The 24093-nt window shown below is 43.1% G+C and carries 19 protein-coding genes and 2 tRNA genes; 12 read left to right on the top strand and 9 right to left on the bottom strand.

The window, feature by feature from the left end; genetic code table 11:
- Positions 1 to 73: 73 nt before the first annotated feature.
- Positions 74 to 1255 carry a FecR family protein gene (locus AB5542_RS04710; RefSeq protein WP_279039398.1) on the bottom strand — a complete coding sequence of 394 codons (1182 nt, stop codon included), beginning with the start codon at positions 1253 to 1255 and terminating at the stop codon, positions 74 to 76.
- 377 nt (positions 1256 to 1632) lie between these two features.
- On the opposite strand from AB5542_RS04710, the gene AB5542_RS04705 reads away from it, so the two are divergent.
- Complete coding sequence (locus tag AB5542_RS04705; protein WP_279039397.1) at positions 1633 to 2241, top strand: RNA polymerase sigma factor; 609 nt, start codon at positions 1633 to 1635, stop codon at positions 2239 to 2241.
- 28 nt (positions 2242 to 2269) lie between these two features.
- Here AB5542_RS04705 and AB5542_RS04700 read toward each other — a convergent pair whose 3' ends face one another.
- The 3 genes from AB5542_RS04700 to AB5542_RS04690 all read right to left on the bottom strand — a co-directional run bounded on the left by AB5542_RS04700 (position 2270) and on the right by AB5542_RS04690 (position 5733).
- Positions 2270 to 3037, bottom strand: a complete 768-nt coding sequence (locus tag AB5542_RS04700) for a TIGR03915 family putative DNA repair protein (RefSeq protein ID WP_279039395.1) — start codon at positions 3035 to 3037, stop codon at positions 2270 to 2272.
- Positions 3038 to 3101: 64 nt separating this feature from the next.
- Entirely contained in the window at positions 3102 to 4361 is a 1260-nt protein-coding gene (locus AB5542_RS04695) for a putative DNA modification/repair radical SAM protein (RefSeq protein ID WP_279039393.1), read from the bottom strand.
- A 313-nt stretch (positions 4362 to 4674) separates the two neighbouring features.
- Complete coding sequence (locus tag AB5542_RS04690; RefSeq protein WP_118261147.1) at positions 4675 to 5733, bottom strand: class I fructose-bisphosphate aldolase; 1059 nt, start codon at positions 5731 to 5733, stop codon at positions 4675 to 4677.
- Positions 5734 to 5835: 102 nt separating this feature from the next.
- Between AB5542_RS04690 and AB5542_RS04685 the strand changes: the two genes are divergently transcribed.
- The 4 genes from AB5542_RS04685 to eis all read left to right on the top strand — a co-directional run bounded on the left by AB5542_RS04685 (position 5836) and on the right by eis (position 11140).
- Positions 5836 to 7290, top strand: a complete 1455-nt coding sequence (locus AB5542_RS04685; RefSeq protein WP_368243002.1) for an alpha-L-fucosidase — start codon at positions 5836 to 5838, stop codon at positions 7288 to 7290.
- 62 nt (positions 7291 to 7352) lie between these two features.
- On the top strand, positions 7353 to 9092 hold the full coding sequence (locus AB5542_RS04680) for a thiamine pyrophosphate-dependent enzyme (protein WP_118304738.1): 1740 nt from the start codon (positions 7353 to 7355) through the stop codon (positions 9090 to 9092).
- Positions 9093 to 9136: 44 nt separating this feature from the next.
- Positions 9137 to 10033 carry a DUF2156 domain-containing protein gene (locus AB5542_RS04675; protein ID WP_087421263.1) on the top strand — a complete coding sequence of 299 codons (897 nt, stop codon included), beginning with the start codon at positions 9137 to 9139 and terminating at the stop codon, positions 10031 to 10033.
- Positions 10034 to 10081: 48 nt separating this feature from the next.
- On the top strand, positions 10082 to 11140 hold the full coding sequence (eis, locus tag AB5542_RS04670) for an enhanced intracellular survival protein Eis (protein WP_118304737.1): 1059 nt from the start codon (positions 10082 to 10084) through the stop codon (positions 11138 to 11140).
- On the opposite strand, the gene AB5542_RS04665 is transcribed toward eis, so the two are convergent.
- The gene (locus AB5542_RS04665) at positions 11137 to 11913 is read right to left on the bottom strand and encodes a hypothetical protein (protein WP_087421265.1); all 777 of its coding nucleotides are present in this window, start codon (positions 11911 to 11913) and stop codon (positions 11137 to 11139) included. The genes eis and AB5542_RS04665 overlap by 4 nt on opposite strands.
- Positions 11914 to 12128: 215 nt before the next feature.
- Here AB5542_RS04665 and feoB point away from each other — a divergent pair, with 215 nt between their 5' ends.
- Entirely contained in the window at positions 12129 to 14606 is a 2478-nt protein-coding gene (gene feoB / locus AB5542_RS04660; protein ID WP_279039388.1) for a ferrous iron transport protein B, read from the top strand.
- A gap of 49 nt (positions 14607 to 14655) precedes the next feature.
- Complete coding sequence (locus tag AB5542_RS04655; protein ID WP_087421267.1) at positions 14656 to 14811, top strand: FeoB-associated Cys-rich membrane protein; 156 nt, start codon at positions 14656 to 14658, stop codon at positions 14809 to 14811.
- 17 nt (positions 14812 to 14828) lie between these two features.
- On the opposite strand, the gene rpmH is transcribed toward AB5542_RS04655, so the two are convergent.
- The gene (rpmH, locus tag AB5542_RS04650) at positions 14829 to 14987 is read right to left on the bottom strand and encodes a 50S ribosomal protein L34 (protein ID WP_071595963.1); all 159 of its coding nucleotides are present in this window, start codon (positions 14985 to 14987) and stop codon (positions 14829 to 14831) included.
- 287 nt (positions 14988 to 15274) lie between these two features.
- Here rpmH and AB5542_RS04645 point away from each other — a divergent pair, with 287 nt between their 5' ends.
- The 3 genes from AB5542_RS04645 (at position 15275) to pdxT (ending at position 18079) form a co-directional block, all read left to right on the top strand.
- The gene (locus tag AB5542_RS04645; protein WP_087421268.1) at positions 15275 to 16144 is read left to right on the top strand and encodes an RNA polymerase sigma factor RpoD/SigA; all 870 of its coding nucleotides are present in this window, start codon (positions 15275 to 15277) and stop codon (positions 16142 to 16144) included.
- Between the two features lie 406 nt (positions 16145 to 16550).
- Entirely contained in the window at positions 16551 to 17420 is an 870-nt protein-coding gene (gene pdxS / locus AB5542_RS04640; protein ID WP_027201445.1) for a pyridoxal 5'-phosphate synthase lyase subunit PdxS, read from the top strand.
- A gap of 92 nt (positions 17421 to 17512) precedes the next feature.
- Positions 17513 to 18079 (top strand): pyridoxal 5'-phosphate synthase glutaminase subunit PdxT, encoded by a 567-nt coding sequence (gene pdxT, locus AB5542_RS04635; protein WP_164719626.1) that lies wholly within the window; start codon positions 17513 to 17515, stop codon positions 18077 to 18079.
- A gap of 29 nt (positions 18080 to 18108) precedes the next feature.
- On the opposite strand, the gene rfaE1 is transcribed toward pdxT, so the two are convergent.
- The 3 genes from rfaE1 to AB5542_RS04620 all read right to left on the bottom strand — a co-directional run bounded on the left by rfaE1 (position 18109) and on the right by AB5542_RS04620 (position 23503).
- The gene (rfaE1, locus tag AB5542_RS04630; RefSeq protein ID WP_279039385.1) at positions 18109 to 19050 is read right to left on the bottom strand and encodes a D-glycero-beta-D-manno-heptose-7-phosphate kinase; all 942 of its coding nucleotides are present in this window, start codon (positions 19048 to 19050) and stop codon (positions 18109 to 18111) included.
- A 103-nt stretch (positions 19051 to 19153) separates the two neighbouring features.
- Positions 19154 to 20246, bottom strand: a protein-coding gene (gene prfB / locus AB5542_RS04625) for a peptide chain release factor 2 (RefSeq protein WP_118304733.1) whose coding sequence is annotated in 2 segments (ribosomal slippage) — positions 19154 to 20182 and positions 20184 to 20246 — 1092 coding nt in all. Because the reading frame shifts where the segments join, the coding sequence is not laid out codon by codon here.
- A gap of 68 nt (positions 20247 to 20314) precedes the next feature.
- Positions 20315 to 23503 (bottom strand): DUF2723 domain-containing protein, encoded by a 3189-nt coding sequence (locus AB5542_RS04620; protein ID WP_279039382.1) that lies wholly within the window; start codon positions 23501 to 23503, stop codon positions 20315 to 20317.
- A 188-nt stretch (positions 23504 to 23691) separates the two neighbouring features.
- Between AB5542_RS04620 and AB5542_RS04615 the strand changes: the two genes are divergently transcribed.
- Together AB5542_RS04615 and AB5542_RS04610 are read left to right on the top strand one after the other, a co-directional pair.
- A tRNA-Gln gene (locus AB5542_RS04615) sits at positions 23692 to 23762 on the top strand.
- Between the two features lie 67 nt (positions 23763 to 23829).
- A tRNA-Leu gene (locus tag AB5542_RS04610) sits at positions 23830 to 23913 on the top strand.
- The last annotated feature ends 180 nt before the right edge of the window (positions 23914 to 24093 follow it).

Here is a 24093-nt window from a genome sequence, read left to right as displayed (position 1 = left end):
CGACAGATACTGACGCCAATCTGATTCTGCGGGAAAGTCTGAAAAGGGCATCCCTGGGATGCTCTTTTATTTACTACTCTGTTTTATATTCCATATCTCCGGTTTTAGTTATTTTTATGTTTGTAATTTTTGTGATAAATTTGAGGATGTCCTCTAATGAATTATCCTTGTTCGTAATTAAAGTCAGTTTCATATCTTTTACGTCTACTTGGATGTCTATCTGTACTCCGTACCATATTGACACTTCTGATAAAATCCGTTCTAGAGTTTGCCCTTTAAAAACAAACATATTTTCCATCCACATGATGTAATCCTTGGGATTAATCTCTTTCACTTGAGTCTTTCCGGTCTTTGGCTGACAAACGACTATTTGTGAAGGCTTAATTCTGATTTCTTCTTGGTTTTCTGCTTTAAATCCGATACTTCCTTTGACTAATACGATTTCAAGGTCACTGTTAGCTCTGGAACGTATATTAAATTGAGTTCCGTAGACGGTTACATTATTCTTTCCCAGTCGTACTAAAAAAGGTTTATCTGATTTTGCCACTTTAAAAAATGCTTCTCCAATTAGTTCAACCTCCCGTTTATCTCCTGTAAAACTTACTGGATATCGGAGTATACTCCCCGCATTTAGTATAACCTCTGATTGGTCACTAAGTTTTAGTGTGTAGGTATATTGTTTAGGAACAATTAGTTTGTTGTAGCGAAGAGTTCCGGATTGGCTCGTTACTGTATATTTTAGGGAATTTCCTTGCGATTTTTTAATTTCATAATCTTGGCTAACGATTGCTTGGGCATCATCTGCTAAAATCAAGGAACTGTCGTTCTCTAAAATCAAAGTTGGTTGGGTATATTGTTCTGTTATCGTCTGGCTATACCAATCATCATATTTTTCCACTTGTCGTTCAGATTGCGTCCAAAAGATAATGGCTATAATGGCAGCTACTGAAGCTGCGATATGATACCATATTCTGAATCTTTTTTGTTTCGGTTTTTCTTTTCTCATTTGTGCTAATAATAAAGCCAGATTTTCTTCTTTATTTTCTTGAGCCAAACGATTATAGTATTCCCGGTGAATTTCAGAGGAAGTCAAACGATCAATTAATTCTCCAGAAAGATGATTCTCCTTTAAAAAAGTGTCGACCTCCTTATTTTCTTCCAAACTCAGATTATTATTATAGGTTGATAATAACTCATTCGTGAGATGATGAGCCCGATGATAATAATCTTCAAATTCCTTATCTTCCAATTTCATAGAATGTTCATTTTTTACCGATTTAATTTCCCTTCTCCGGGAGGTTCAAATACTCGAAGAACTGTGAACTTGTTACTTCGGGATATTTATAAAGGAAACGCGTGACACGAAAAAATTTACTTCAAAATCGGATATTTTTTTTCTGAAAAAGAAAATATAGCTGATTTTTAGTTATTTGTGATGTGCAAATTCTTTTGTTTTTTTCTATAATACATTCGTTTTTTCAATGCTAATAGGGATAAATAAGATAAAGAAACTATAACAACTTCTTTTTGTATTTGCAAGTTTCTGATTTTATGAATTAATTTGCTCTTTAAAACAAGGTTCCCGTACTAATGAGGTGAGTATTTTTATCGGCAATATATTTAACAAGGATGATGATACCGGAAAAAGAGGAAACTATTTTGCTAAAAAATTTTAACCGTAGGATAGAGAAAGATTTCGGAAAAGTCTATTCTCTGTTCTATAATGATTTGTTTTATTTTACAGCAAAATTATATCAGCATACAGAAGTGGAACCCCGTGATGCCATTCACGATGTTTTTTTAAATTTGTGGCAATCGCCTTCGCTAAAATTCGAACGTTTAACCGATATAAAGGCTTATCTATATGTTTCTTTACGGAACCATTTTAAAAGTTATATCAGACATCATCAATGTGTCGAAAAGTATAAAGCTGGTCAGTTGTTGGATAAAGATTCATTTGAAGTAGATATTATTGAAAGTGAAACTCTTTCGACTTTTCATTATATCTTGGGATTATTGCCTGAAGAGAGTGCTGAGATTCTAAAACTATTTTTCGATGGTTGGAAAGTGGAGGAAATTGCTCAAAAATTAGGTAAAAATAAACAGACAATCTATAATAAAAAGTCGGAGGCTATCGCTTATCTTAAAAATAAACTTTCTAAAGATTCATTACTCCTTTTATTTATCTTGGTCAATTCCGAGCGGTTACAAAGGGAAAAATGGGGACAGAAAGATCTCTAATTGGGAGATTCTTGCTTTAGAAAATGAGTTATCCCTTTTTCTCCGTTAGGTATTTCCAAAAGCGGGCAGGGAGATTTTGACGATGTAGTTTAGGATTCAGGCGTTCTTTTATAGTAATTGCCTTGAAATAGGTCTGCCAGAGTTTTTGAAAAAGTTTTTCGTCTTGATCCATGATGCTTTCGTCGAGGAATCCGCTTTGAAGATGTCCTTCTTTTTGTTCAAAGTGTACTTCGGTGATGGTTGACAGATCGTGATAATAACCGTATTCCCGTTTGAGGTCATAGAGTAGCCATTTTTGATCGGCAAAACGATCTTGGAGATAGGGAATCACGAGCGAGATTACGTTATATAGCGGTTTCAATGCGGCAAAATAGGTGCCGTCGGCAGCTTTCTGAAAGCGCAGGAATTGCATGACCCGTAACCGTTCGTTGTTTACCTTTTTCCAGACTTTGGAAAGTTCCAGCACATCGGGATCCCCGAAATTGAGTTCGATGGAACGGGGTGCGTCGATGGCTTTGTGAATGTAACGGAATAGTACGAGGTCAATCTCCGGGAGTTCGGATAGCCAGCAGGTTGTAAGACTGGTAAGGGCCGAGGCGGATAGTTTCTTTTGAAGTCCTTTCCATACCCGGTTACTTCTTTCCTCATCCGTAACGACTGTGATGATTTCATCATAAAATAAAGGAGACGTTTCTTCTGCTGCTAGCAAAACATCGGGAAATCTTTTGATGCTATAAGCGTCAAAAATCGCTGTTAACAGTCCTTCAAAGGTTTTGTCGTACCGGAATATGAGCATATTAATTTTAGATTTATGATTTTAGATTTACGATTTCAAGTGCCATGAAGTCGAATTAATTCAATTAATAAATGAACGGGATGATCAATTGTCCATCGTCAATGCGGGTAACTTTTCTTTGTGTTAGAATACGCCTTACGTTTTCGGGTTTTATTTCGTTAATGGTTCGGGTCGGTAGTTCATTACACGTGATAAAATACTGGGCTTTTTTGAGAACGACACCGATTTGTTTCAAATGTGATGTCCCCAAGCGGGAATAGCGGCGGGCCGTGAGAATCATCTTGGCAGACTTCACCCCAAGTCCGGGGACACGTAATAACATTTCGTAATCCGCCCGGTTGATGTCCACGGGGAATGCCTCCGGGTGACGAAGAGCCCAAGCCAGTTTCGGGTCGATCTCTAGGTCTAGATCAGGATAGGAGTCATCCACGATTTCATCTACTTTGAAATTGTAAAATCGGAGTAACCAATCGGCTTGATACAATCGGTTTTCTCTTACAAGAGGTGGTTGTTTCAAGGCCGGCAGACGGTTGTCGTACCCGTTGACGGGGACGAATCCCGAATAATATACTCTTTTCATGCTTGGACGTTTGTAGAGTGCAGAGGTTAGGTGTAGAATGTCCTTATCCGAATCGGAAGTTGCTCCCACGATCATCTGTGTGCTTTGTCCCGCGGGGACAAAGCGGGGGGCATGGCGGTATTTCTTTCGTTCCTCGGCGCTTTGTAACATACCTTGTTGGATATAACGCATGGGGGTGAATACACTTTGAAAATCTTTTTCCGGGGCAAGAAGTTGCAGGCTTTGTTCGTTGGGGATTTCGATGTTTACACTCATACGATCCGCATATAAACCAGCCTCGTTTACCAGTTCTTGGCTGGCCCCGGGAATACTTTTCAAATGGATGTATCCGTTAAAGCGGTACACTTGCCGCAAGTCCTTTACCACTTTCACCAAACGTTCCATCGTGTAGTCTGGATTGCGTACTACTCCTGAACTGAGGAAGAGTCCCTCGATGTAATTCCGGCGATAGAATTCTATCGTTAGGTTCACGAGTTCCGAGACGGAGAACGTGGCTCTCGGTAAGTCATTGCTCCTGCGATTGATGCAATAGGCACAATCGTAGATACAGTTGTTCGTGAGCATAATTTTCAGTAGAGAGATACAGCGTCCGTCTTCCGCAAAACTATGACATATACCCCATCCTTCAGCGCTTCCGATTTGCCCTTTTTTGTGAGAACGAGAGGTCCCGCTAGATGCACAGGATACATCATATTTCGCTGATTCAGCGAGTATTTTTAGTTTATCGAGTACTCTTTCATCCATTGTGAACCGGGGTTATGTCTTCTTCACAAAGATAAGAATAAAAAACAGAAGGTAGTGTGTTTTACTCCTATATCGAAAGGGATTTTCAAGGGGAATTCCGGTATGTCTCGTAGGTAGGTCAACGATAGGTTAACGAAAGGTTAACGAAAGGTCAACGATGTGGCGGGTTGATCTGCTTTTGATTTTTTCTTGAAATTTAGTTTATGTACTAGTGAGAGTACGACGAGACACCGTGGAGAATAATACGAGATACTATAGATTCAATGAGGGGGCTCAAAAGTTTTTGACACTCCCTCATTGGTTGCTATTTTTGTTAGGCTAACGTGATATTTTTATCCAGGTAAACGTCCTGGATAGCATTTAGTAATTCTACACCTTGGTTTATCGGTTTCTGGAAGGCTTTCCGTCCGCTGATAAGTCCCATTCCGCCGGCTCGTTTGTTGATTACGGCTGTTATGACAGCTTCTTTTAAATCGGACGCTCCTTTAGATTCACCCCCGGAGTTGATCAGGCCAATGCGTCCCATGTAGCTGTTGGCCACTTGGTAGCGGCAGAGGTCTATCGGGTGGGAGGACGTAAGTTCGGTATAAACTTTTTCATTCGTTTTTCCGAATTTAAGTTCGGTAAATCCCCCGTTAACCGTCGGGAGCTTTTGTTTTACGATGTCAGCTTGGATCGTTGCCCCTAGGTGATTGGCCTGTCCTGTCAAATCTGCTGCCGAGTGGTAATCTACTCCGTCTTTTTTGAAACTTCCGTTACGAAGGTAACACCAGAGGATGGTTGCCATACCTAGTTCATGTGCATGGGAAAATGCCTCTGATACTTCTAGTATTTGTCTGCGACTTTCCGGTGAGCCGAAGTAAATTGTGGCACCTACCGCGGCGGCTCCCATATTCCATGCCTCTTCCACCGTACCGTATAGTGTTTGGTCGTATTGAGTCGGGTAGGTTAGTAGTTCATTATGATTGATTTTCACTATGAACGGGATTTTGTGAGCGTATTTACGAGCCACGGCTCCGAGTACTCCGAATGTTGATGCCACGGCGTTACACCCGCCCTCGATAGCAAGTTTTATGATGTTTTCCGGATCAAAATAGAGAGGATTTGGGGCGAAAGACGCTCCTGCCGTGTGTTCAACTCCTTGATCCACGGGGAGAATGGACACGTAGCCGGTATTTGCTAAACGGCCGTGACTCAGGATGCTTTGCAGACTGTTCAGAGTACGGGTATTTCTATCGGATGACATCCAAATTTCATCAATGGTATTGGGTGACGGGATGTGAAGTAACGATTTATCAATGGTTTTACAGGTGTGGTTCAATAGGAAATCACTTTGATCTCCTAGGATTTCGATTATTTTGTTTGTACTCATATTAATTGATATTATATTATTTAGTTTCATACGTGAATAATTAGATTTTTGTTGTCTAAATGAGAAAAATTGTTTATTTTTACATTTATTATAACAACAATTGTGACTGCAGTGAGAATATGCTATATAATTTGGTGTTTTTTATGCGTGATTTCTTTGTCGGCCGAGGCTCAAAAGGGGAAATATTTTGAAAAAAATGTTCGTTTTCCGGAGAAGGTTACACTGGAGGAGAAAGTGGAGATGGCAGCAAGACTGGTCCCGACAAAGCAGCAATTAGCCTGGCAGCAGTTGGAATTGACAGCTTTCATCCATTTTGGAATAAACACGTTTACCGGGAAAGAACAAGGTGACGGCAAGGAGTTTCCGGTGATGTTCAATCCGGTAGCGCTGGATGCGGAGCAGTGGGTGAAGGCGTTAAAGGCGGGAGGCCTCAAGTCCGTCGTGCTGACCGCCAAACATCATGATGGTTTTTGTTTGTGGCCGACAAAAACGACTCGTCATGCTATCACGGCCTCTCCGTGGAAAAACGGGAAAGGCGATGTAGTTCGGGAATTGAAAAAAGCGTGTGACCGGAACGGGATGAGATTCGGAATTTATTTATCCCTTTTGGATCGGAACATTTCTTATTACGGGGACTCTCCCCGGTACAACGAGTTTTTCGTGAAACAACTGACGGAATTATTGACCGAGTACGGGAAAATAGATGAAATTTGGTTGGATGGGACTAGTGAGATAGGCATTGACGGGAAAAGACAGGAATATGACTGGGAATTGATATTGAAAACGATTCATAAGTTACAGCCTAACGCGGTTACGGCTTTTTATGGTGATGATATTCGTTGGATCGGGAATGAAAGTGCGAGAGGGCGTGGGGCCGAATGGAGTTCCGTTGCGTTGGTCCCGGGGTGTTATCCGGATGCGAAAAAGCGTAATGAAGAGATGCGTTTAAGCGTGTTTTCCCGGGATCTTGGGGGAAAAGAGATTATTGATCGTGCGACGGAATTGTTCTGGTATCCTTCGGAGGTGTCGGTCTCTATTCGTCCTAGCTGGTTTTATCACGAGAGGGAAGATTTGAAAGTGAAATCTTTGTCGGAATTGGTGAGGGTTTATTTCCAGTCCGTGGGATGTAATTCTTCTTTATTGCTGAATGTGTCACCAGATAAGCGGGGTGTGCTTTGCGAGACCGATGTCACTCGGTTAAAAGAATTCGGAGAGTATCTGGAAAAGATGTACGCGAAAGATTTTGTTTCCCGGTGGGCTCGGGCGTGGACAGCCCGGCAGGGGGAAAGTAAAGAATATACCTTGGGGAAGGGATGTACGATAAACACGATCTTGTTGCAGGAAGATATTAGCCGGGGACAGCGGGTGGAGTCGTTTACCGTGGAAGGGTTGGTGAATGGTACTTGGCAGGTGTTGGGAAAAGGGGGTACGATTGGTTATAAACGTTTGTTGCATATCCCGGATGTTGCCGTGGAGACTATTCGTGTCACGATTAATGACTGTCGTAAAGAGGCAAACATATCACGGGTGGGAGCGTTTCTGGCTCCTAAAATATAAACTTTTCTTTTTATTTTTCGTTTTAGCCATAGAGACTAAAAACAATATAAAATACAGGATCTATGGCTAAAAAAGTTGCAGAACAGTTGGTTGATATGCTGGTTGAGGCCGGTGTGAAAAGAATTTATGCCGTCACGGGCGATAGTTTGAATGAGATAAATGATGCCGTAAGGAAAAATGGTAAGATTCAGTGGGTTCACGTGCGCCACGAGGAAGTCGGAGCCTATGCGGCTGGGGCGGAGGCTCAATTACACGGGCAATTGGCTTGTTGTGCCGGAAGTAGTGGTCCGGGACACGTTCATTTGATTAACGGGCTATATGATGCGCATCGTTCGGGTGTCCCGGTGTTAGCGATTGCCTCCACGATGGCCACGAGTGAATTCGGGACTCGTTATTTTCAGGAAACGGACACGATGAAGTTGTTCGAAGATTGTAGTTATTATAACCAGGTGGCGACCACGCCCTGCCAGATGCCTCGTATGTTGCAGGCTGCCATGCAAGCGGCAATTTCCGGTTCGGGAGTAGCCGTGATCGGGGTTCCCGGGGACGTGACTGCTCGTGGGGCAGAGGAGATATTTTCTGCCGTTAAGACATTTCCGACACATCCTTCCATACGTCCCTCGGATGAAGAATTGGATGCGTTGGCTGATTTATTGAATGGGAAGGAGAAGATAACTTTGTTTTGTGGGATCGGGGCCAAGGATGCCCACGCCGAAGTGGTGGAATTGTCCGGGTTGCTGAATTCTCCCGTGGCATATTCTTTTAAGAGTAAGATGGAGATACAATATGATAATCCTAACGAGGTGGGAATGACCGGTTTGCTAGGGATGCCTTCCGGGTATGACAGTATGCACGAGGCGGAAGTGCTGGTGATGTTGGGAACAGATTTCCCGTATGCAGCCTTTATGCCGGAAAACAATACGATCGTGCAGGTGGATATTAAGCCGGAACGTTTAGGACGACGGGCCAAGGTGGCTATGGGGCTATGTGGGGACGTGAAGAGTACGTTACAGGCACTGTTGCCTCGTATCAAGCAAAAACAGACAGATGATTTTTTGCAGAAACAATTGAAAGGGTATGAACGGGTGAAGGAGAACTTGAATGCTTACGTGGAGGAGAAAGGACAAACAGATAAAATTCATCCAGAGTACGTGATGTCCGTCGTGGATCAATTGGCGTCGAAGGATGCGATTTTCACGGTTGATACGGGGATGACGTGTGTATGGGGAGCGCGCTATCTGCACGGGACGGGAGAGAGAAAAATGTTAGGCTCTTTTAATCATGGTTCAATGGCAAATGCTGTTCCGCAAGCGATCGGGGCCTCGCTGGCCTTTCCGGAGCGGCAAGTTTGGGCTTTGTGTGGGGATGGGGGAATCTCTATGCTACTGGGGGATCTTTCGACAATCGTGCAGTATAAATTACCCGTAAAAATTGTCGTGTTCAATAATCGTTCTTTGGGAATGGTGAAGTTGGAAATGGAGGTTGCCGGGTTACCGGATTGGCAGACGGATATGGACAATCCAGACTTTGCGCTTGTGGCAAAAGCGATGGGAATGGAGGGATTCACGGTGAACGATCCGGAGAAGGTACAAGCCGTGCTGGAACAGGCGATGAATATTGACGGGCCGGTACTTGTAAACGTGATGACAGATCCGAACGCTTTGGCCATGCCGCCTAAAGTGGAGTGGAGCCAGATGATGGGGTTTGCCCAATCCATGTATAAATTGATGATAAACGGACGGACGCGGGAGATACTGGATACGATCAGTTCTAATTTTAGACATATGAAGGAGGTTTTATAAATAAGAAAGATCGTATCTTTGTGACGGAAATTAAAAGTAATTATATGATAGATTTTAAACCGATCAGAATAGAGGATAAAGAGTTGATAACGACCTATTTTTTGGCATGTGGGAACCGGGATTGCAATCTTTCGTTTGTGAACTTGTACACGTGGCAGTTCTTGACCAATAGTCATTACGCTGTGGTTGATGACTGTCTCGTGGTGCGTTTTACATTGGATGAGGAAAGTGTCGTGTACACGATGCCCGTGGGAACCGGGGATGTGAAGAATGTGATCGAGTTGTTGAAACAGCAAGCCAAGACCGAAGGACACGTTTTACGTGTACATGGAGTTTTTCCGGAGTTGGAGGAATGGTTCAACCGGGAGTTCCCGGGAAGTTTTGATTATCGGTTGGATCGGGATTATTTTGATTATATTTATTCCCGTCAAGAGCTGGCTGAATTGAAAGGTAAAAATTTTCAGCCTAAACGGAATCACGTGAATAAGTTCAAACGCACCTATAATTACAAGTACACGCCATTAACAGTAGATTTGATCCCGCATTGTTTGGAACTAGAGGAAAAATGGTGTGAAGAGCATGATTGTGAGGAAGAGGAGAGTTTGATAAACGAGCGAAAAGCATTGAATATTGCGTTGCGAAATTTTGATGCTCTTGGTTTGGTTGGAGGAGCGCTCTGGGTGGATGATGAAATCGTCGGGTTCACGTATGGCGCCCCGGTAAATCATGATACCTTTGCCGTTCATATCGAGAAGGCTGATAGTCATATTGACGGTTCGTATAATATTTTGAATCAGGAGTTCGCACGGCATATCCCGGAACAATATGTTTATCTGAATCGGGAGGAAGATTTGGGAATTCCGGGATTGAGAAAGGCGAAACTATCTTATCGTCCGGTGATATTATTGGAGAAAGGGTATGCCGAATTAATTGAAAGTTGAAAATGAGAAAATCTCTCATTTCAAAGGTTGTTTAATTTAAATACGTGTATGATGAAACGGGAAGTCATGGAGTTATGGAGGGTGTGTTTTGATGATACGGAAGAGTTCATTCAATTCTATTTTGACAAAAAATACAAGGAGGAGAATGCTCTGGTGTATTGGGATGAACAAGGTGCGGCTATTGCTGCTTTACAAACTCCTCTTTACCCTATGACTTTTGGCGTGACACAAATTGTAACAGGGTATATTTCGGGGGCTTGTACTCATCCGTTGGCTCGGGCCCGGGGCGTGATGACGAAGTTACTGCGGGAGGCTTTCTACGTGATGAGAGGAAGAAAGATTCCCGTGAGTACCCTGATTCCGGCCAGTGAATGGTTGTATGATTATTACGGAAAGATGGGGTATGCGACTGTTTTTGATTATACTCTGGAACATTACACGATTTTGGATAAACCGGTTGCGGATCATTTTCGGGTGGAAGCTATTCGGGAGGTGGGGTTGTTAACGGATGACTTGTTTAATTATTTTCAGTCAATGATGCGTTTACGTCCTTGTTGCGTGCAGCATGAACGGGAAGATTTTGAGGTGATCGTGGAAAGTTTGCGAATGGATGGAGGGGCGTTGATTGTCGTGTATAGCGATAAAAATATTGTTGGGATGGCTTTTGCCGAACCGAGAGGAAATCATGCTTTGGTACTGGATGGAATGTATGACTCCGAGGATGTCAAACGGGTGGCTTTGTGGGGAGTGATGAAATATTTGGATGCGGCGGAGATATATTGCCGTGTACTTCCTGCCGGAAAAGCGGATGAGCACCGGGGAATGGCACGTGTGTTGGACGTGGAACAAATGCTCCGTTTGTATGCCGTGAATAATCCGGAGCAGGATCTCGTGCTGAAAGTAACGGATGACTGGATTCCGGAAAACACGGGAATATACGTAATCGGGAAAGGAGATTGTGTTTGTGATAATGCAAAGCAGGTGGAGGCGGAGTTGTCCGTGCAGGAACTGACGCAATTGCTTTTAGGCTACCACCCGGAACATTTTCCCGAGTTGGAGCCTTATTTCAAAAAATGTAGTCCTTTCATAAGCTTGATGCTGGACTAGAATGGTCTTGATTTGTGCTTTGGAGGGGATTTAGTTTCCAAGAAATCTTCAATCTCTTTGGTGGAAAGTTTTTTCACGTTCGTGATGATGATGTTTTCGCTTAAAAAGTTCCCGTAAGTGTTACACTCGTCTATAATCGAATTGAAAATCTCTTTTAGGTTAGCCTCGATTGGTAACAGAAGGGTGAACGTGATGTATTTCTCGAATTGTTCGATTTGTTCGATCTCTCCTTGGCTTTTGCTAATGACCAATTCTGTCTCTTTTTGGGCAATATCCCACTGGAAAGGTTGTAGTGTAACCCCCTCGTTGGCAACATAAACACAAAAATAACGTAACAGCGTGTCGTGACCGCCTAGGCCGGTGGATACGAACACGGTCGATTCGTCCAGCAGGTTGGATTGAATCAGCATCCGGGATTGTTGCAAGGCTATGGTTGCCCACGGTTTGATCGGGGTATCTTGTTTTTGGAACGATTCAATGCTTCGGTATATAGAAATGTCATCGACCATGGACAATAGGATTAACAAAGTTTTTTTCTTTTCGGCATCAACGGCCTCGTCAAATAGATCTTGGACGTGTACTATCGCGTCTTCTCTCAACGCTTTGAAGTCACCACCTTTGATGAGATGCTCCAAAAGATCCATATACTGATGTTGTACTTCTACATCAATTTCTTCTTCTAGGATATTTAAGCGCGAACCCGCCCGTGATAGCAATTGATTCACGCTTTTCCATTTTTGCTCGTCCTGGTTTTCTATATCTTCTGTTTTCATGTTACAAAAGTAAACTATTTGTTGGTTATACGGAGTAAAAAAGAAAAGATTCGTTGTTTTTCTCTATAAATTTCGGAAGACACTTAGGCTGGAAAGTCTTTTATTAATAAATTTTATAATTATTAATGATGAAATTCTCGTTATTATTCTGTGTTTATTTAGAAAAAATAAAAATAAAGTTTTTACATTCGCGATACTAATTACAAGATGTTTATATGTTACTGTCAGAACTGAAAACCGGAGAAAGTGCCGTTATTACCAAGGTGAAAGGATATGGGGCCTTTCGGAAACGATTAAACGAGATGGGATTCGTGAGGGGAAAAGTGGTGAAGGCCGTGAAGAACGCCCCTTTGAATGATCCGATTGAATATGCAATTATGGGTTATGAAATCTCTTTAAGGAGGCAAGAAGCAGCGTTTATTGAAATCGTATCTCTTGAGGAGGCTACTAATATTGCCGGGGTGTCAGGGAGCGCCCGTGATGCGGAAGAAGCTTTCGCCAAGCACTGGGAAGGTCGAGATAAACATATACATGTTGCTTTTGTCGGTAACCCCAATGCGGGGAAAACAACACTGTTCAACTACATGAGTGGTTCTCAGGAACACGTGGGAAATTACGGTGGGGTTACGGTGGATGCGAAGAGTGCCACGTTTCGATTTGAAGGTTACGAGTTTAACGTGGTCGATTTACCGGGAACGTATTCTATTTCTGCTTACTCGAATGAAGAAAAGTATGTGCGGGAATATATTATGAATAACGCACCCGATGTGGTGATTAACGTGGTAGATGCGTCTAACTTGGAACGTAATCTCTATTTGTCCACGCAGTTGATTGACATGGACGTGAAGGGCGTGATCGCTTTGAATATGTATGATGAGCTGGAACGTTCCGGGGCAACTTTCAATTATCGGGAGATGGGACAGATGATCGGGATGCCGATGATGCCTACTGTCGGGTCAAAGGGGAAAGGAATTAAGGAGTTGTTACGGGAAGTTATCGAGGTGTACGAGGGAAGAAGTGAAACGGTACGCCATATTCATATAAACTACGGGAAAGAGATTGAGGACAGCATCGTGGCCATTCGAGCCGAGTTGAAAGATGAAAAAGATTTGATCTGTAATATGTCTCCCCGTTTCCTGTCTCTGATGTTATTGGAAGGGGATAAGGACGTGTTGGAATTCGTACAACGGGATCATTCACGGGAGAAATTATTGAAGGTCGTAAAAGAGGGAGTTGAACGGATTGAAACAACCTATGGAGAGAAAGTCGAGTCGGTTGTTACCGATACGAAGTACGGTTTTATTTCCGGGGCGTTAAAAGAAACGTACAAGGAAAGTCCCGTGAATCGAAGACGTAAAACGGAGTATATTGATGCTATTGTCACGCATAAATTGTTCGGATTCCCGATCTTCTTGTTATTCCTGTTCGTGACATTTTTTGCCACGTTTAGTTTGGGAAGTTATCCGATGGAATGGATTGAGACCGGAGTCGGGGCTTTAGGTGAATTTGTCGATAACCAGATGAGTGCGGGACCTTTAAAGGATTTATTAGTGGATGGTATCATTGGTGGAGTGGGGAGCGTGATCGTGTTTTTACCGAATATATTGATATTGTTCCTGTTTATTTCTTTCATGGAAGACACGGGGTACATGGCTCGTGCGGCATTTATCATGGATAAGTTGATGCATAAACTTGGCTTGCACGGGAAAAGTTTTATTCCGATGATCATGGGATTCGGGTGTAACGTGCCGGCGATCATGTCAACGCGTATGCTGGAGAACCGGAGTGACCGGATATTAACCATACTGATCAATCCTTTCATGTCTTGCAGTGCCCGCCTTCCGGTATACATCCTGTTGGTCGGGGCATTTTTCAAAGATTATGCGGCGTTAGTTCTTTTTGGAATATACTTGTTTGGAATTCTAGCTGCTATCGTGATGGCTAAGTTGTTTAAACGGGTACTTTTCCATAAACAGGAAGTGCCGTTCGTGATGGAGTTGCCCCCGTATCGAATGCCAACCTTGAGAACGACCGTACGGCATATGTGGAGTAAAGGCGAGCAATACCTGAAAAAAATGGGAGGTATTATTATGTTTGCCTCCATATTGATTTGGGCGTTGGGCTATTTTCCCGTGGACAAAGAGCTGGAGGCTCAGTATGATGAAAAGAAGGCCGAGGTAACAAGGGCTTACGAGGCAACGATCGCTTCCGGGATCGGAAACGTGGATATGTTGAAGGAAGAACAGGAAGCGAAATTAGAGAACTTGCATCGACAAGAGGTAAGTGAACGTCAGGAAAATTCTTATATCAGTCGATTAGGGCGAACGATGGAGCCTATTTGGACACCGCTTGGTTTTGACTGGAAAGCTGGCGTTAGCTTGTTGACCGGGGTTGCGGCAAAAGAAGTCGTGGTTAGCACGATGGCCGTTCTGTACCAGGGGGAAGAGGTTATGGAGGAAGATGACGGGTCGAATGCGACGTTGGAAATGCGTTTGCGGGAACATGGGTTTACTCCGGTTACTGCCATTATATTTGTGATCTTCGTGTTACTTTATTCCCCTTGTTTTGCGGCTTTGATTGCTATCGGTAAAGAGATTGGAATGAAGTGGGCGTTTTTCGTGATGGGATACACGACGGTACTGGCTTGGGGCGTATGTTTCGTGATAAAACAGGTATTGGACTTGATTATTTAGGACGAGTCCCCGGTATCATGAATTATTAATCTAAAATTAGAGAATAGAAATGCAACTAATATTGACGTATATAATTGTGGCGATAGCACTTGTTTTTGCGGGAAGAGGTGCTTATCGTTTGTTTCGGAATGCAAAGAAGGGGAAAGGATGCAGTTGTAATTGCGGTTGCGGGGGAAAAGGAACGAATAAAAAAAGCTGCTTGTAAAAGCAGCTTTTTTTATATTAATGCTTGTGTCTGCGCTCGTCAGAAACAGTCAATTTTTTTCTTCCTTTAGCTCTTCTTCTAGCTAGAACTGCTCTACCGTTAGCGGTAGACATTCTTTCTCTGAAACCATGTTTGTTTCTTCTCTTTCTGTTGGATGGTTGAAATGTACGTTTCATTGCAATATTTCTTATGTTATTATTTTCTCACTTCGGACTGCAAAAGTAGGTATTTTTTTTATTGTGCCAAAGATTTTTGCAAAATTATCTCGATTCAAATGGTGTTTTATTCTAATTATTCGAATGATTTCTAAATTAATGGCGTATGTTTTAATTAAATGGTGTTTTCAGACAACAAAGTTAATATATCCCCGTATATTTCTTCAAGTAGATACGAAAAAAAGAGCTCTAATATTTGTTTTACTGAAATAGATGATTAACTTTAAGCCAATTATACGAAGAGACCTATGAGACAGTTAAAAATTAGCAAACAAATCACTGGCAGGGATTCGTTCTCGATAGAGAAATACTTGCAGGAGATTGGGAAAATCGACGTGTTGACGCCGGATGAGGAGGTTGCTTTAGCCAAGAAAATCCGATCGGGAGACCGAGCGGCACGGGAGTTATTGGTGAAGAGTAACCTACGTTTCGTGGTTTCCGTGGCCAAGCAATACCAGAATAACGGTTTGAGTTTGGGGGATTTGATCAACGAGGGCAATCTGGGATTAATAAAAGCTGCTGAGTGCTTTGACGAAACGAAAGGATTCAAGTTTATTTCTTATGCCGTATGGTGGATTCGGCAATCGATTTTACAGGCAATCGCAGAAAATTCGCGTTTAGTTCGGTTACCATTGAACAAAATTAGTAGTATTAACAAAGTGAATAAGTTCTTTTTCCGCTTGGAACAAGAGTTTCAACGGGAACCCACGGCAGAAGAAATCGCCTTGAAAATGGATGTTCCCGCGAAGGAGGTTAAAGATAGCTTGCGGATTGCCAATCGTCCGTTATCCATGGATGCGCCTTTGTCGGCAGACGAGGATTCCTCCAACTTGTATGACGTGATGATTACCGGGGATAATGCCATATCGGATGCCGAACGGGAGATGAATGCCGATTCATTGCGGACGGAAATTGATCGTTATTTGACGATTCTGGATGAACGCGATGCCTTAATCTTACGGATGTATTACGGCTTGGGTGGTTATACAGCCATGTCGTTGGAAGAAATTGGCGATCGGGTAGGTCTGACAAGCGAACGAGTACGCCAAATTAAATCCAAGGCTATCAAGAGACTGAAAAACTCGTGCCGTAGTAAACGGTTGAAGACGTATTTATAAGAGGTAGGTAAATTTTCCTTTTTTAGAAAGTTCTTTACTCCACAAATTTCATGTTTAATTTATGGAGGGATAGGGGGTGTTTGAGAAATTTAGACTTTCTATCTTTTCTTCTGATGATACATTTCATGTAAAATTTTTTGTGTTAGAGGGAATTGTGAGATGGGTAGTATTCTTTTAGATTGTTTGTATCTGTATTTTATGTACTTACAGTCTGCAACTAAAATATGCTTATAAAGTTAGTTTTTTCAACTAAATTGCTATATTTGTTCCCCGTTTTAGCGGGGGTGTTTTGAGTGATCGGAAACGTTTGAGGAACGGGTCTTTTCAGTCATAAATATTTGGCTCCCAGGAGCGTTAGAAGGAGAGGGGAATTATTATTATGAACACATTAATAAACGAGAACCTTATGGGGAACTATGAATTAAACAAAAATCTGGCACAAATGCTAAAAGGTGGGGTTATTATGGATGTAACCAATGTTGAACAGGCAAAGATCGCTGAAGCTGCCGGGGCATGTGCTGTAATGGCATTGGAAAGAGTGCCGTCTGATATTCGTAAAGATGGTGGCGTGGCTAGAATGTCTGATCCTCAGATGATCAAGGCTATAAAGAATGCCGTGTCTATTCCTGTAATGGCAAAAGTGAGAATTGGTCACTTCGTGGAAGCACAAATTTTGGAGGCCATTGGCATTGATTATATTGACGAAAGTGAAGTTTTAACGCCGGCAGATGATTTGTATCATGTTGACAAGACTGCGTTTAAAGTACCGTTCGTTTGCGGATGCCGTAATTTGGGTGAGGCTTTAAGACGTATTGGTGAAGGTGCTTCTATGATTCGTACGAAAGGAGAAGCCGGAACCGGAAACGTGGTAGAGGCTGTAAGACATATGCGTCAGTTGAACAATGATATTCATCAGGTACAAGTGGCTCCGGTAGAGGCTTTGATGACGATTGCCAAAGAGATGGGAGCCCCTTATGATTTAGTAAAATTCGTGCATGAGAATGGTAAATTGCCGGTAGTAAACTTTGCAGCCGGTGGTATTGCTACTCCGGCTGATGCAGCTTTAATGATGCAGTTGGGTTGCGAGGGAGTATTTGTGGGCTCTGGAATCTTCAAGTCAGGTGATCCTGCCAAGAGAGCGAGAGCTATTGTTTTAGCTACGACTTATTATAACGATCCGGTTAAATTGGCTGAATTGTCAGAGAACTTGGGAGAGGCTATGTCCGGATTGGAAATTAGCAAATTGGAAAACAAATACGCTGAAAGAGGCTGGTAAGAATAGTTTATAAAGTTCATAAGGTTTGTAAGGTTCATAAGGTAACTTGCTTTATAGATTTTATGAACTTTATGAACCTTATATTTTTTGTCATGAAGAAGATTGGAATTTTAGGTTTTCAAGGGGCGATTATTGAACATGAACGCCAGATTAAGGCTATTGGTCATGAACCCGTGATCGTGAAATACCCGGAGCAGTTGGAAGAGATTGATGGAATCATTCTACCAGGAGGGGAGAGTACCACTATGGGAAAGATTCTTAATCGGACCGGACTTATGGAGCCTTTACGCGGGAAAATCCAGAGTGGACTGCCGGTATGGGGAACTTGTGCGGGAATGATCTTGCTGGCCAAAGAACTCGTGAACGATTCAGTGACTCATTTGGGCGTGATGGATATTGCCGTTCGGCGTAATGCTTACGGGAGCCAGATCGACAGTTTTGCCACGAAAAAAGTGATCCCGGCGGTAGATTCGAAAGAAATTGAGTTGGTGTTTATTCGAGCCCCTTATATCACGAGCGTGAAGGATGGGGTAAAAATTCTGTGTGAGCTTGATGGGCATATCGTTGCAGCGGAAGAAAAGAATATGTTGGTAACATCTTTCCATCCGGAACTTACAGATAATACGGCATTCTTGAAATACTTTGTATCTAAGATTTAAAAAGGCTGTTTTTAAAACAGCCTTTTTTCTTATAGATTTGCGTTTAATTCTTCTACGCTGAGAGTTGCTGTCCCGATTTTCTGAACAACAATTCCGGCTGCCACGTTTGCGATGCGCATGGCTTCCGTGATTTCCTGACCTTGGGTTAAGGCTAGTGAAAGGGCCGCCACAACCGTGTCTCCGGCTCCACTTACATCAAATACTTCTTGAGAATGTGTGGGGAGATGCAAAATATTTTGATCGGAAATCAAGCTCATCCCTTGTTCGCTCCGGGTGACAAGTAATGCTGATAAACCGTAGTGATGAACGATTTCCAAGGCTGCCACGGCAATATCCTGGTCGTTATTTTTCACCGGGTGGCCAATGATGTCACCTAATTCTTTTACATTAGGAGTAATCAAGTCAGCCCCTGCATATTTCTTCCAGTTTTGCCCTTTCGGGTCCACGATAACACGGGTTCCATGTGATTTTGCCGTTTTTATCAAAAACGAACATAATTCTTCCGAGATCATGCCTTTTCCATAATCAGAAATAACAAGGGTCGGAAACTCTTGGAAGAGTGAGGCAAGATGGGTTTGAAAATCTTCTCTTGCTTTTTCAGAAAGTTCCAAATGTTGCTCGTAATCTATACGGACAATCTGTTGTCTTCCACCGATGATGCGCGCTTTCGTGATCGTGGGTTGCTCGGTTTTGACAAAATCGGTTTTGATCCCTTTCCGGTGAGCCATACGTTCAATCTCTTTCCCGAAAAAGTCATAGCCGATAGCCCCGCATAACGTGGCCTGCCCACCAAGACTTGTGATGTTGTTGGCCACGTTCGAGGCCCCACCTAAACGGGATTCCTCGGTTACGATGTTTACTATCGGAACTGGAGCTTCCGGGGAAATACGTTCCACCTTTCCGAAATAGTATTTGTCAAGCATCACGTCCCCGACGATCAATATCTTGCAACTATTAAAGTTTAAATCCATCTATTCATTTTAGATTTTAGATTTATGATTTTAGATTCCCTCCAACAAAACTACGCTTTTTCTTTTCGTAAATCGTAATTCATAAATCATAAATTGCTTGCTTTTATTCTTCTCCGCCACCGAACATCATCAAGTAGGCTTTGATGAACTCGTTGATCTCTCCGTCCATAACAGCCTGCACGTTTGATGTCTGGTAGTTGGTACGATGATCTTTCACCCGGCGGTCGTCGAATACATAACTGCGGATTTGTGACCCCCACTCGATCTTTTTTTTCGTTCCTTCCACTTTATCCCGTTCTTCCTGACGCTTTTGTAATTCCAGTTCGTACAATTGGGCTTTCAATAAACGCATGGCATTTTCACGGTTTTGCAACTGTGAACGTGATTCCGTGTTCTCGATCATGATTCCGGTAGGAGCGTGGCGTAACCGGACTCCGGTTTCCACCTTGTTCACGTTCTGACCACCCGCACCACCACTTCGGAAGGTGTCCCAACTGATGTCTGCAGGATTGATCGTGATCTCGATCGTGTCATCCACGGCGGGATAAACGAACACGGATGCAAAAGATGTCATTCGTTTATTGGCCGCGTTATATGGCGATAAACGAACCAATCGGTGAACACCGTTTTCTGATTTCAGATACCCGTAAGCGTAGTCTCCCTCGAATTCGAGAGTAGCTGATTTGATACCGGCTTCTTCACCTTCCTGGTAATCCACGTGTTTTACCTTGTAACCGTTTAATTCTCCCCAGCGGATGTACATCCGGTACAGCATACTGGCCCAGTCCATACTTTCCGTACCTCCGGCTCCGGAATTGATTTTCATGATGGCCCCGAAGTGATCTTCTTCCCGGCGCAGCATGTTACGCATCTCGATGTCTTCCAGCACTCGTATGGTCTCCTGGTATTGGGCGTCCACTTCTTCCTCGGTTGCTTCTCCCTCTTTGGCGAAATCGAAAAGTACCTGTAAATCTCCCACGGCTGAGGTTACCTGTTCGTACCCCTCGATCCAAGATTTCAATTCCCGGACTTTCTTCATCAAGGCCTCCGCTTCCTTGGGATTATCCCATAGGGACGGGTTTTGTGTTCTTAACTCTTCTTCAGCGAGTTGTATCTTCTTGCCATCGATGTCAAAGATACCTCCTCAATGCTTCACCTCGCTCTGCCAATTCTTTGATATGGTCTATTGTGATCATTGTGTATTAAGTTTATAAATAAAATTCGTCCCTCCATACGAAGGGACGAATGATTCGTATATGTTATCTCACTTGTCTTGATTAGCCATCGGGAAATTTTTGTTTACCCGCTTGCTGGTTACAGGGCGTCCGCTTAACGTGCTTTCCACCATGTCCTGAATTTCTTGGGCAAAGGCATTTTCCCCGTTTCTTCTGGCCATGTCGACGAGCATTTGTAACGCCTGCATACTTCTTCTCTCGTCATTTTCCAATGCTTTTCTGCGATTCTGAGAAAGTGATCCGATATATCTCAACATTTGAGCGTTGTCAAGAGCCAGTGCCCATGCCAGATCGTTCCCCTTCTCTTTTTCGCCGGCAGCATAGTAGATCGAGATGTAATTTAACAAGAAGAAGTCAGCCGGAACTTGATATAACGGAATTTCTTCCAGAGATTTATCCAGCACTCTGACAGCCTCTTGAATTTTGCTTGAATCTGTGATTTCATTGATAATCGTGTCCCCGATAACCCGTGTTTCCGTGGCGGCCTCTTGCATTAATTGTTCTGCCAAACGCAAGAAGGTGTTCCGGTATTTCATCACGGCGATGGTGTTATCATGGAAATGATCGATATTTACTTTCGGGTCCTTGATGTTGCCCCAGACAAATTTATTCATCAGGTTGTCATACAGGATCTCCGTGTTGATACGTCCGAAATCATAATAAGCCTCGTTGTTTTCCGACTTAATAGGTACAACCCGGTAAGCAGCTCCTTCTAGTTGGAAATACTTATCGAAGCCCATGTAACTGTCTTGTCCCATACCTACTCCGAAGTATACCGGACGTTCCCAGTTGTTGGTAGCTAATATATCCAGTACCATTAATTGTGATTTATTCAAAGAGCTACCTTTTAATTGAATTTCTACTCTGTCTACAATTAATGCGGAATCTTTAGGTTGTACGGTTCCATTTGCCAAAACCTTTTCCTTATCCACCGGTATGTACAAGCTGCGTGTCGGGATGAAGTCCACGGCGCCTCCTTGGTAACGGTTGGATTTGGTTTCCGGTCTGTCGCTGGCAACAAATTCCATGACTTCTTTCATGCTGAAAGGTTGTTGCACTCGTTCTTCAATCGTGACAAAGTCCCGTACTCCGGCATGGTATTGGTCTTTCGTGAACGAAATGGGCACCCCGTCACTTTCGTAGGCTTTCCGTTTCATCTGGTCAATGTACCAGTCTCCGGCAAGCAAACTTAGGTTCACGATACGTACATCTCGGCGGAAACCTTCCACTTCCTGTGCGTACCATAGAGGGAACGTATCATTATCCCCGTAAGTGAACAGGATGGCGTTCGGGGCACACGTGCTTAGGTAGTTCTTGGCATGAGCAATGGTCGCATAACGTCCGCTACGATCATGATCATCCCAGTTTTGTGCTGCCATATTTACCGGAACGGCGAACAGGCAAACAGCGGTGACAATAATAGCTGCGTTGCGGGAATCCATCTTCTTCTGAAGTAAATCCCACAGATAGAGAACCCCGAAACCGATCCAAATGGCAAAGGCATAGAACGATCCGGCATAGGCATAGTCACGTTCCCGCGGTTGATACGGATATTGGTTCAGGTAAAGCACGATGGCAATACCCGTGAAGAAGAAGAGTAGCATAACCACCCAGAAATCTTTTTTCCCTTGTTTTCCCCGTTGATATTGATAGAACATACCCAGCAGCCCGAGGATAAAGGGAAGCATGTAATATTTATTGTTTGCCTTGTCATGTTTCAACGTGTCCGGCATCACGCTCTGATCACCGACCAGAATATTATCTATAAAAGGAATACCCGAGATCCAGTTACCATAACGGAAATCTCCATGTCCTTGAATATCATTCTGACGCCCGGAGAAGTTCCACATGAAATACCTGAAATACATGTGCCCGAGTTGGTAACGGAACATGAAACTTAGGTTTTGTCCGAAACTTGGTTTCTGAACAGGTTGTCCGTCTACCATGTACACGGGGCCTTTGGGTTGTCCCACCCACTCATAATATACCTGTGGTTCACGAGCTTGGCTATACATACGCGGGAGGATTGTGCAGAAACGAGGATCATATTTTACTTCTTTTTTATGATCCACAATATCATATTTACCCGTTTTTTCGTTTTGGTAATAAATAGGTCCGGCATCCTCTACGCCAATAACCGGGGCATTGAAGTAAGGGCCGTAAACCAATGGTTCTTGGCCGTATTGATCACGACTGATATAAGAAAGCAGAGCGAACACGTTGTCCGGGCTATTTTCGTCAATCGGGGGATTACTTACGGAACGGATAACGACCATCGCGTAGCAGGAGTACCCGATAAGCATGACCACGAAACAGGTTAAGATCGTGTTCACTACCGTATGGTTGTGTTTTAACGTGTACCGGATTCCGAAAGTCAGTCCGGCGATTAAGAGTAACGCGTAGATGACAACACCCGTGTTGAAAGGCATTCCAAAACCATTCACGAACAGCAATTCAAACCAGCCTGCAACGATAATCACACCCGGGATAATACCCCACATGATCACGCCCAGTATGACGATAGAAAGGGTCGCTGATTTGATAATACCCCACTTGGTGGTTTCGTATTTTTTGAAATAATATATGAATACAATGGCAGGAATTACGAGCAAGTTCAACAAGTGAACGCCGATGGACAGTCCGACCATGTAGGCGATAAAGATTAACCAACGATTGGCATAAGGTTGAAAAGCAACATTTTCCCATTTCAAAATTGCCCAGAACACGACGGCCGTGAACAAAGATGACATGGCATACACTTCACCCTCGACGGCTGAAAACCAAAACGTGTCTGTAAACGTGTAGGTTAATGCCCCGATAAGTCCGGCTCCCATGATTCCACACAGTTGCCCCATGGAACATTCTTCCCCTTCTTTTACCACGACTTTTTTAGCCAGATGCGTGATCGTCCAGAACAGGAACAAGATCGTGAACCCGGAACATAGAGCAGACATGATGTTGATCATGTAGGATTGTGTTTCGGGACTTGGAGCGAATATGGCGAATAGTCGGGAGATAATCATGAATAGAGGCGCTCCGGGAGGGTGTCCTACTTGCAGTCCGACTGAAGTTGTAATAAACTCACCACAGTCCCAAAGGCTGGCTGTTGGTTCGACCGTAAGAATGTAAGTAATACTGGCCACCACGAACGCCACCCATCCGGTGACATTATTGATCAACCTGTAGCTTAATGTTGGGTGATTTTTAATGTTGCACATGCTTCTCCTTAGTTTGAATTTATATTTCTTATTAATATTCAAGGCTATAACAAAAATGTCATTTTTCGACAGCACGAAAATAGCAATTTTCTTTTAATTTTTCTGCATTTTCTTTTGGTGAAATAAAAAAATGCTCTACATTTGCAGCGTCAAAATAACAACAGCGGTTGTTGAAGCGACATGAAGATTGTCCCATTGTGTAATGGTAGCACAGCAGATTTTGGTTCTGTCAGTCAAGGTTCGAATCCTTGTGGGACAACAAACATGAAGAGGGGCCTTGCAGCAGGGAAGTTGCAAGGTTTTTTCTTCTCGATCTTTGAAATCATGCCCAGGTGGTGGAATCGGTAGACACGCTAGTTTCAGGGACTAGTGGCCGTACGGCTGTGCAGGTTCGAGTCCTGTTCTGGGTACAAATACCCCTCTTAATCGTATGATTTCGAGGGGTATTTTTTTTGTTGTACATTTTTAGGGAACAATTGTGGTAAACCTAAACCATGTAAATTGGCATGATTTGATAGTGTTTCAAAAAGTGTGTAAATTCCGAATTGATTATTTTTGTAATGCAATTTTCAAAAATGAATTATTATGGA

Origin of the sequence: Butyricimonas sp. RTP31003st1_G1_RTP31003_210430, assembly GCF_040920905.1 — a bacterium.
Lineage (GTDB): Bacteria > Bacteroidota > Bacteroidia > Bacteroidales > Marinifilaceae > Butyricimonas > Butyricimonas paravirosa.
The sequence above is the reverse complement of the archived record's forward strand: the minus strand, read 5'-3'. Positions and strand labels throughout refer to the sequence as shown.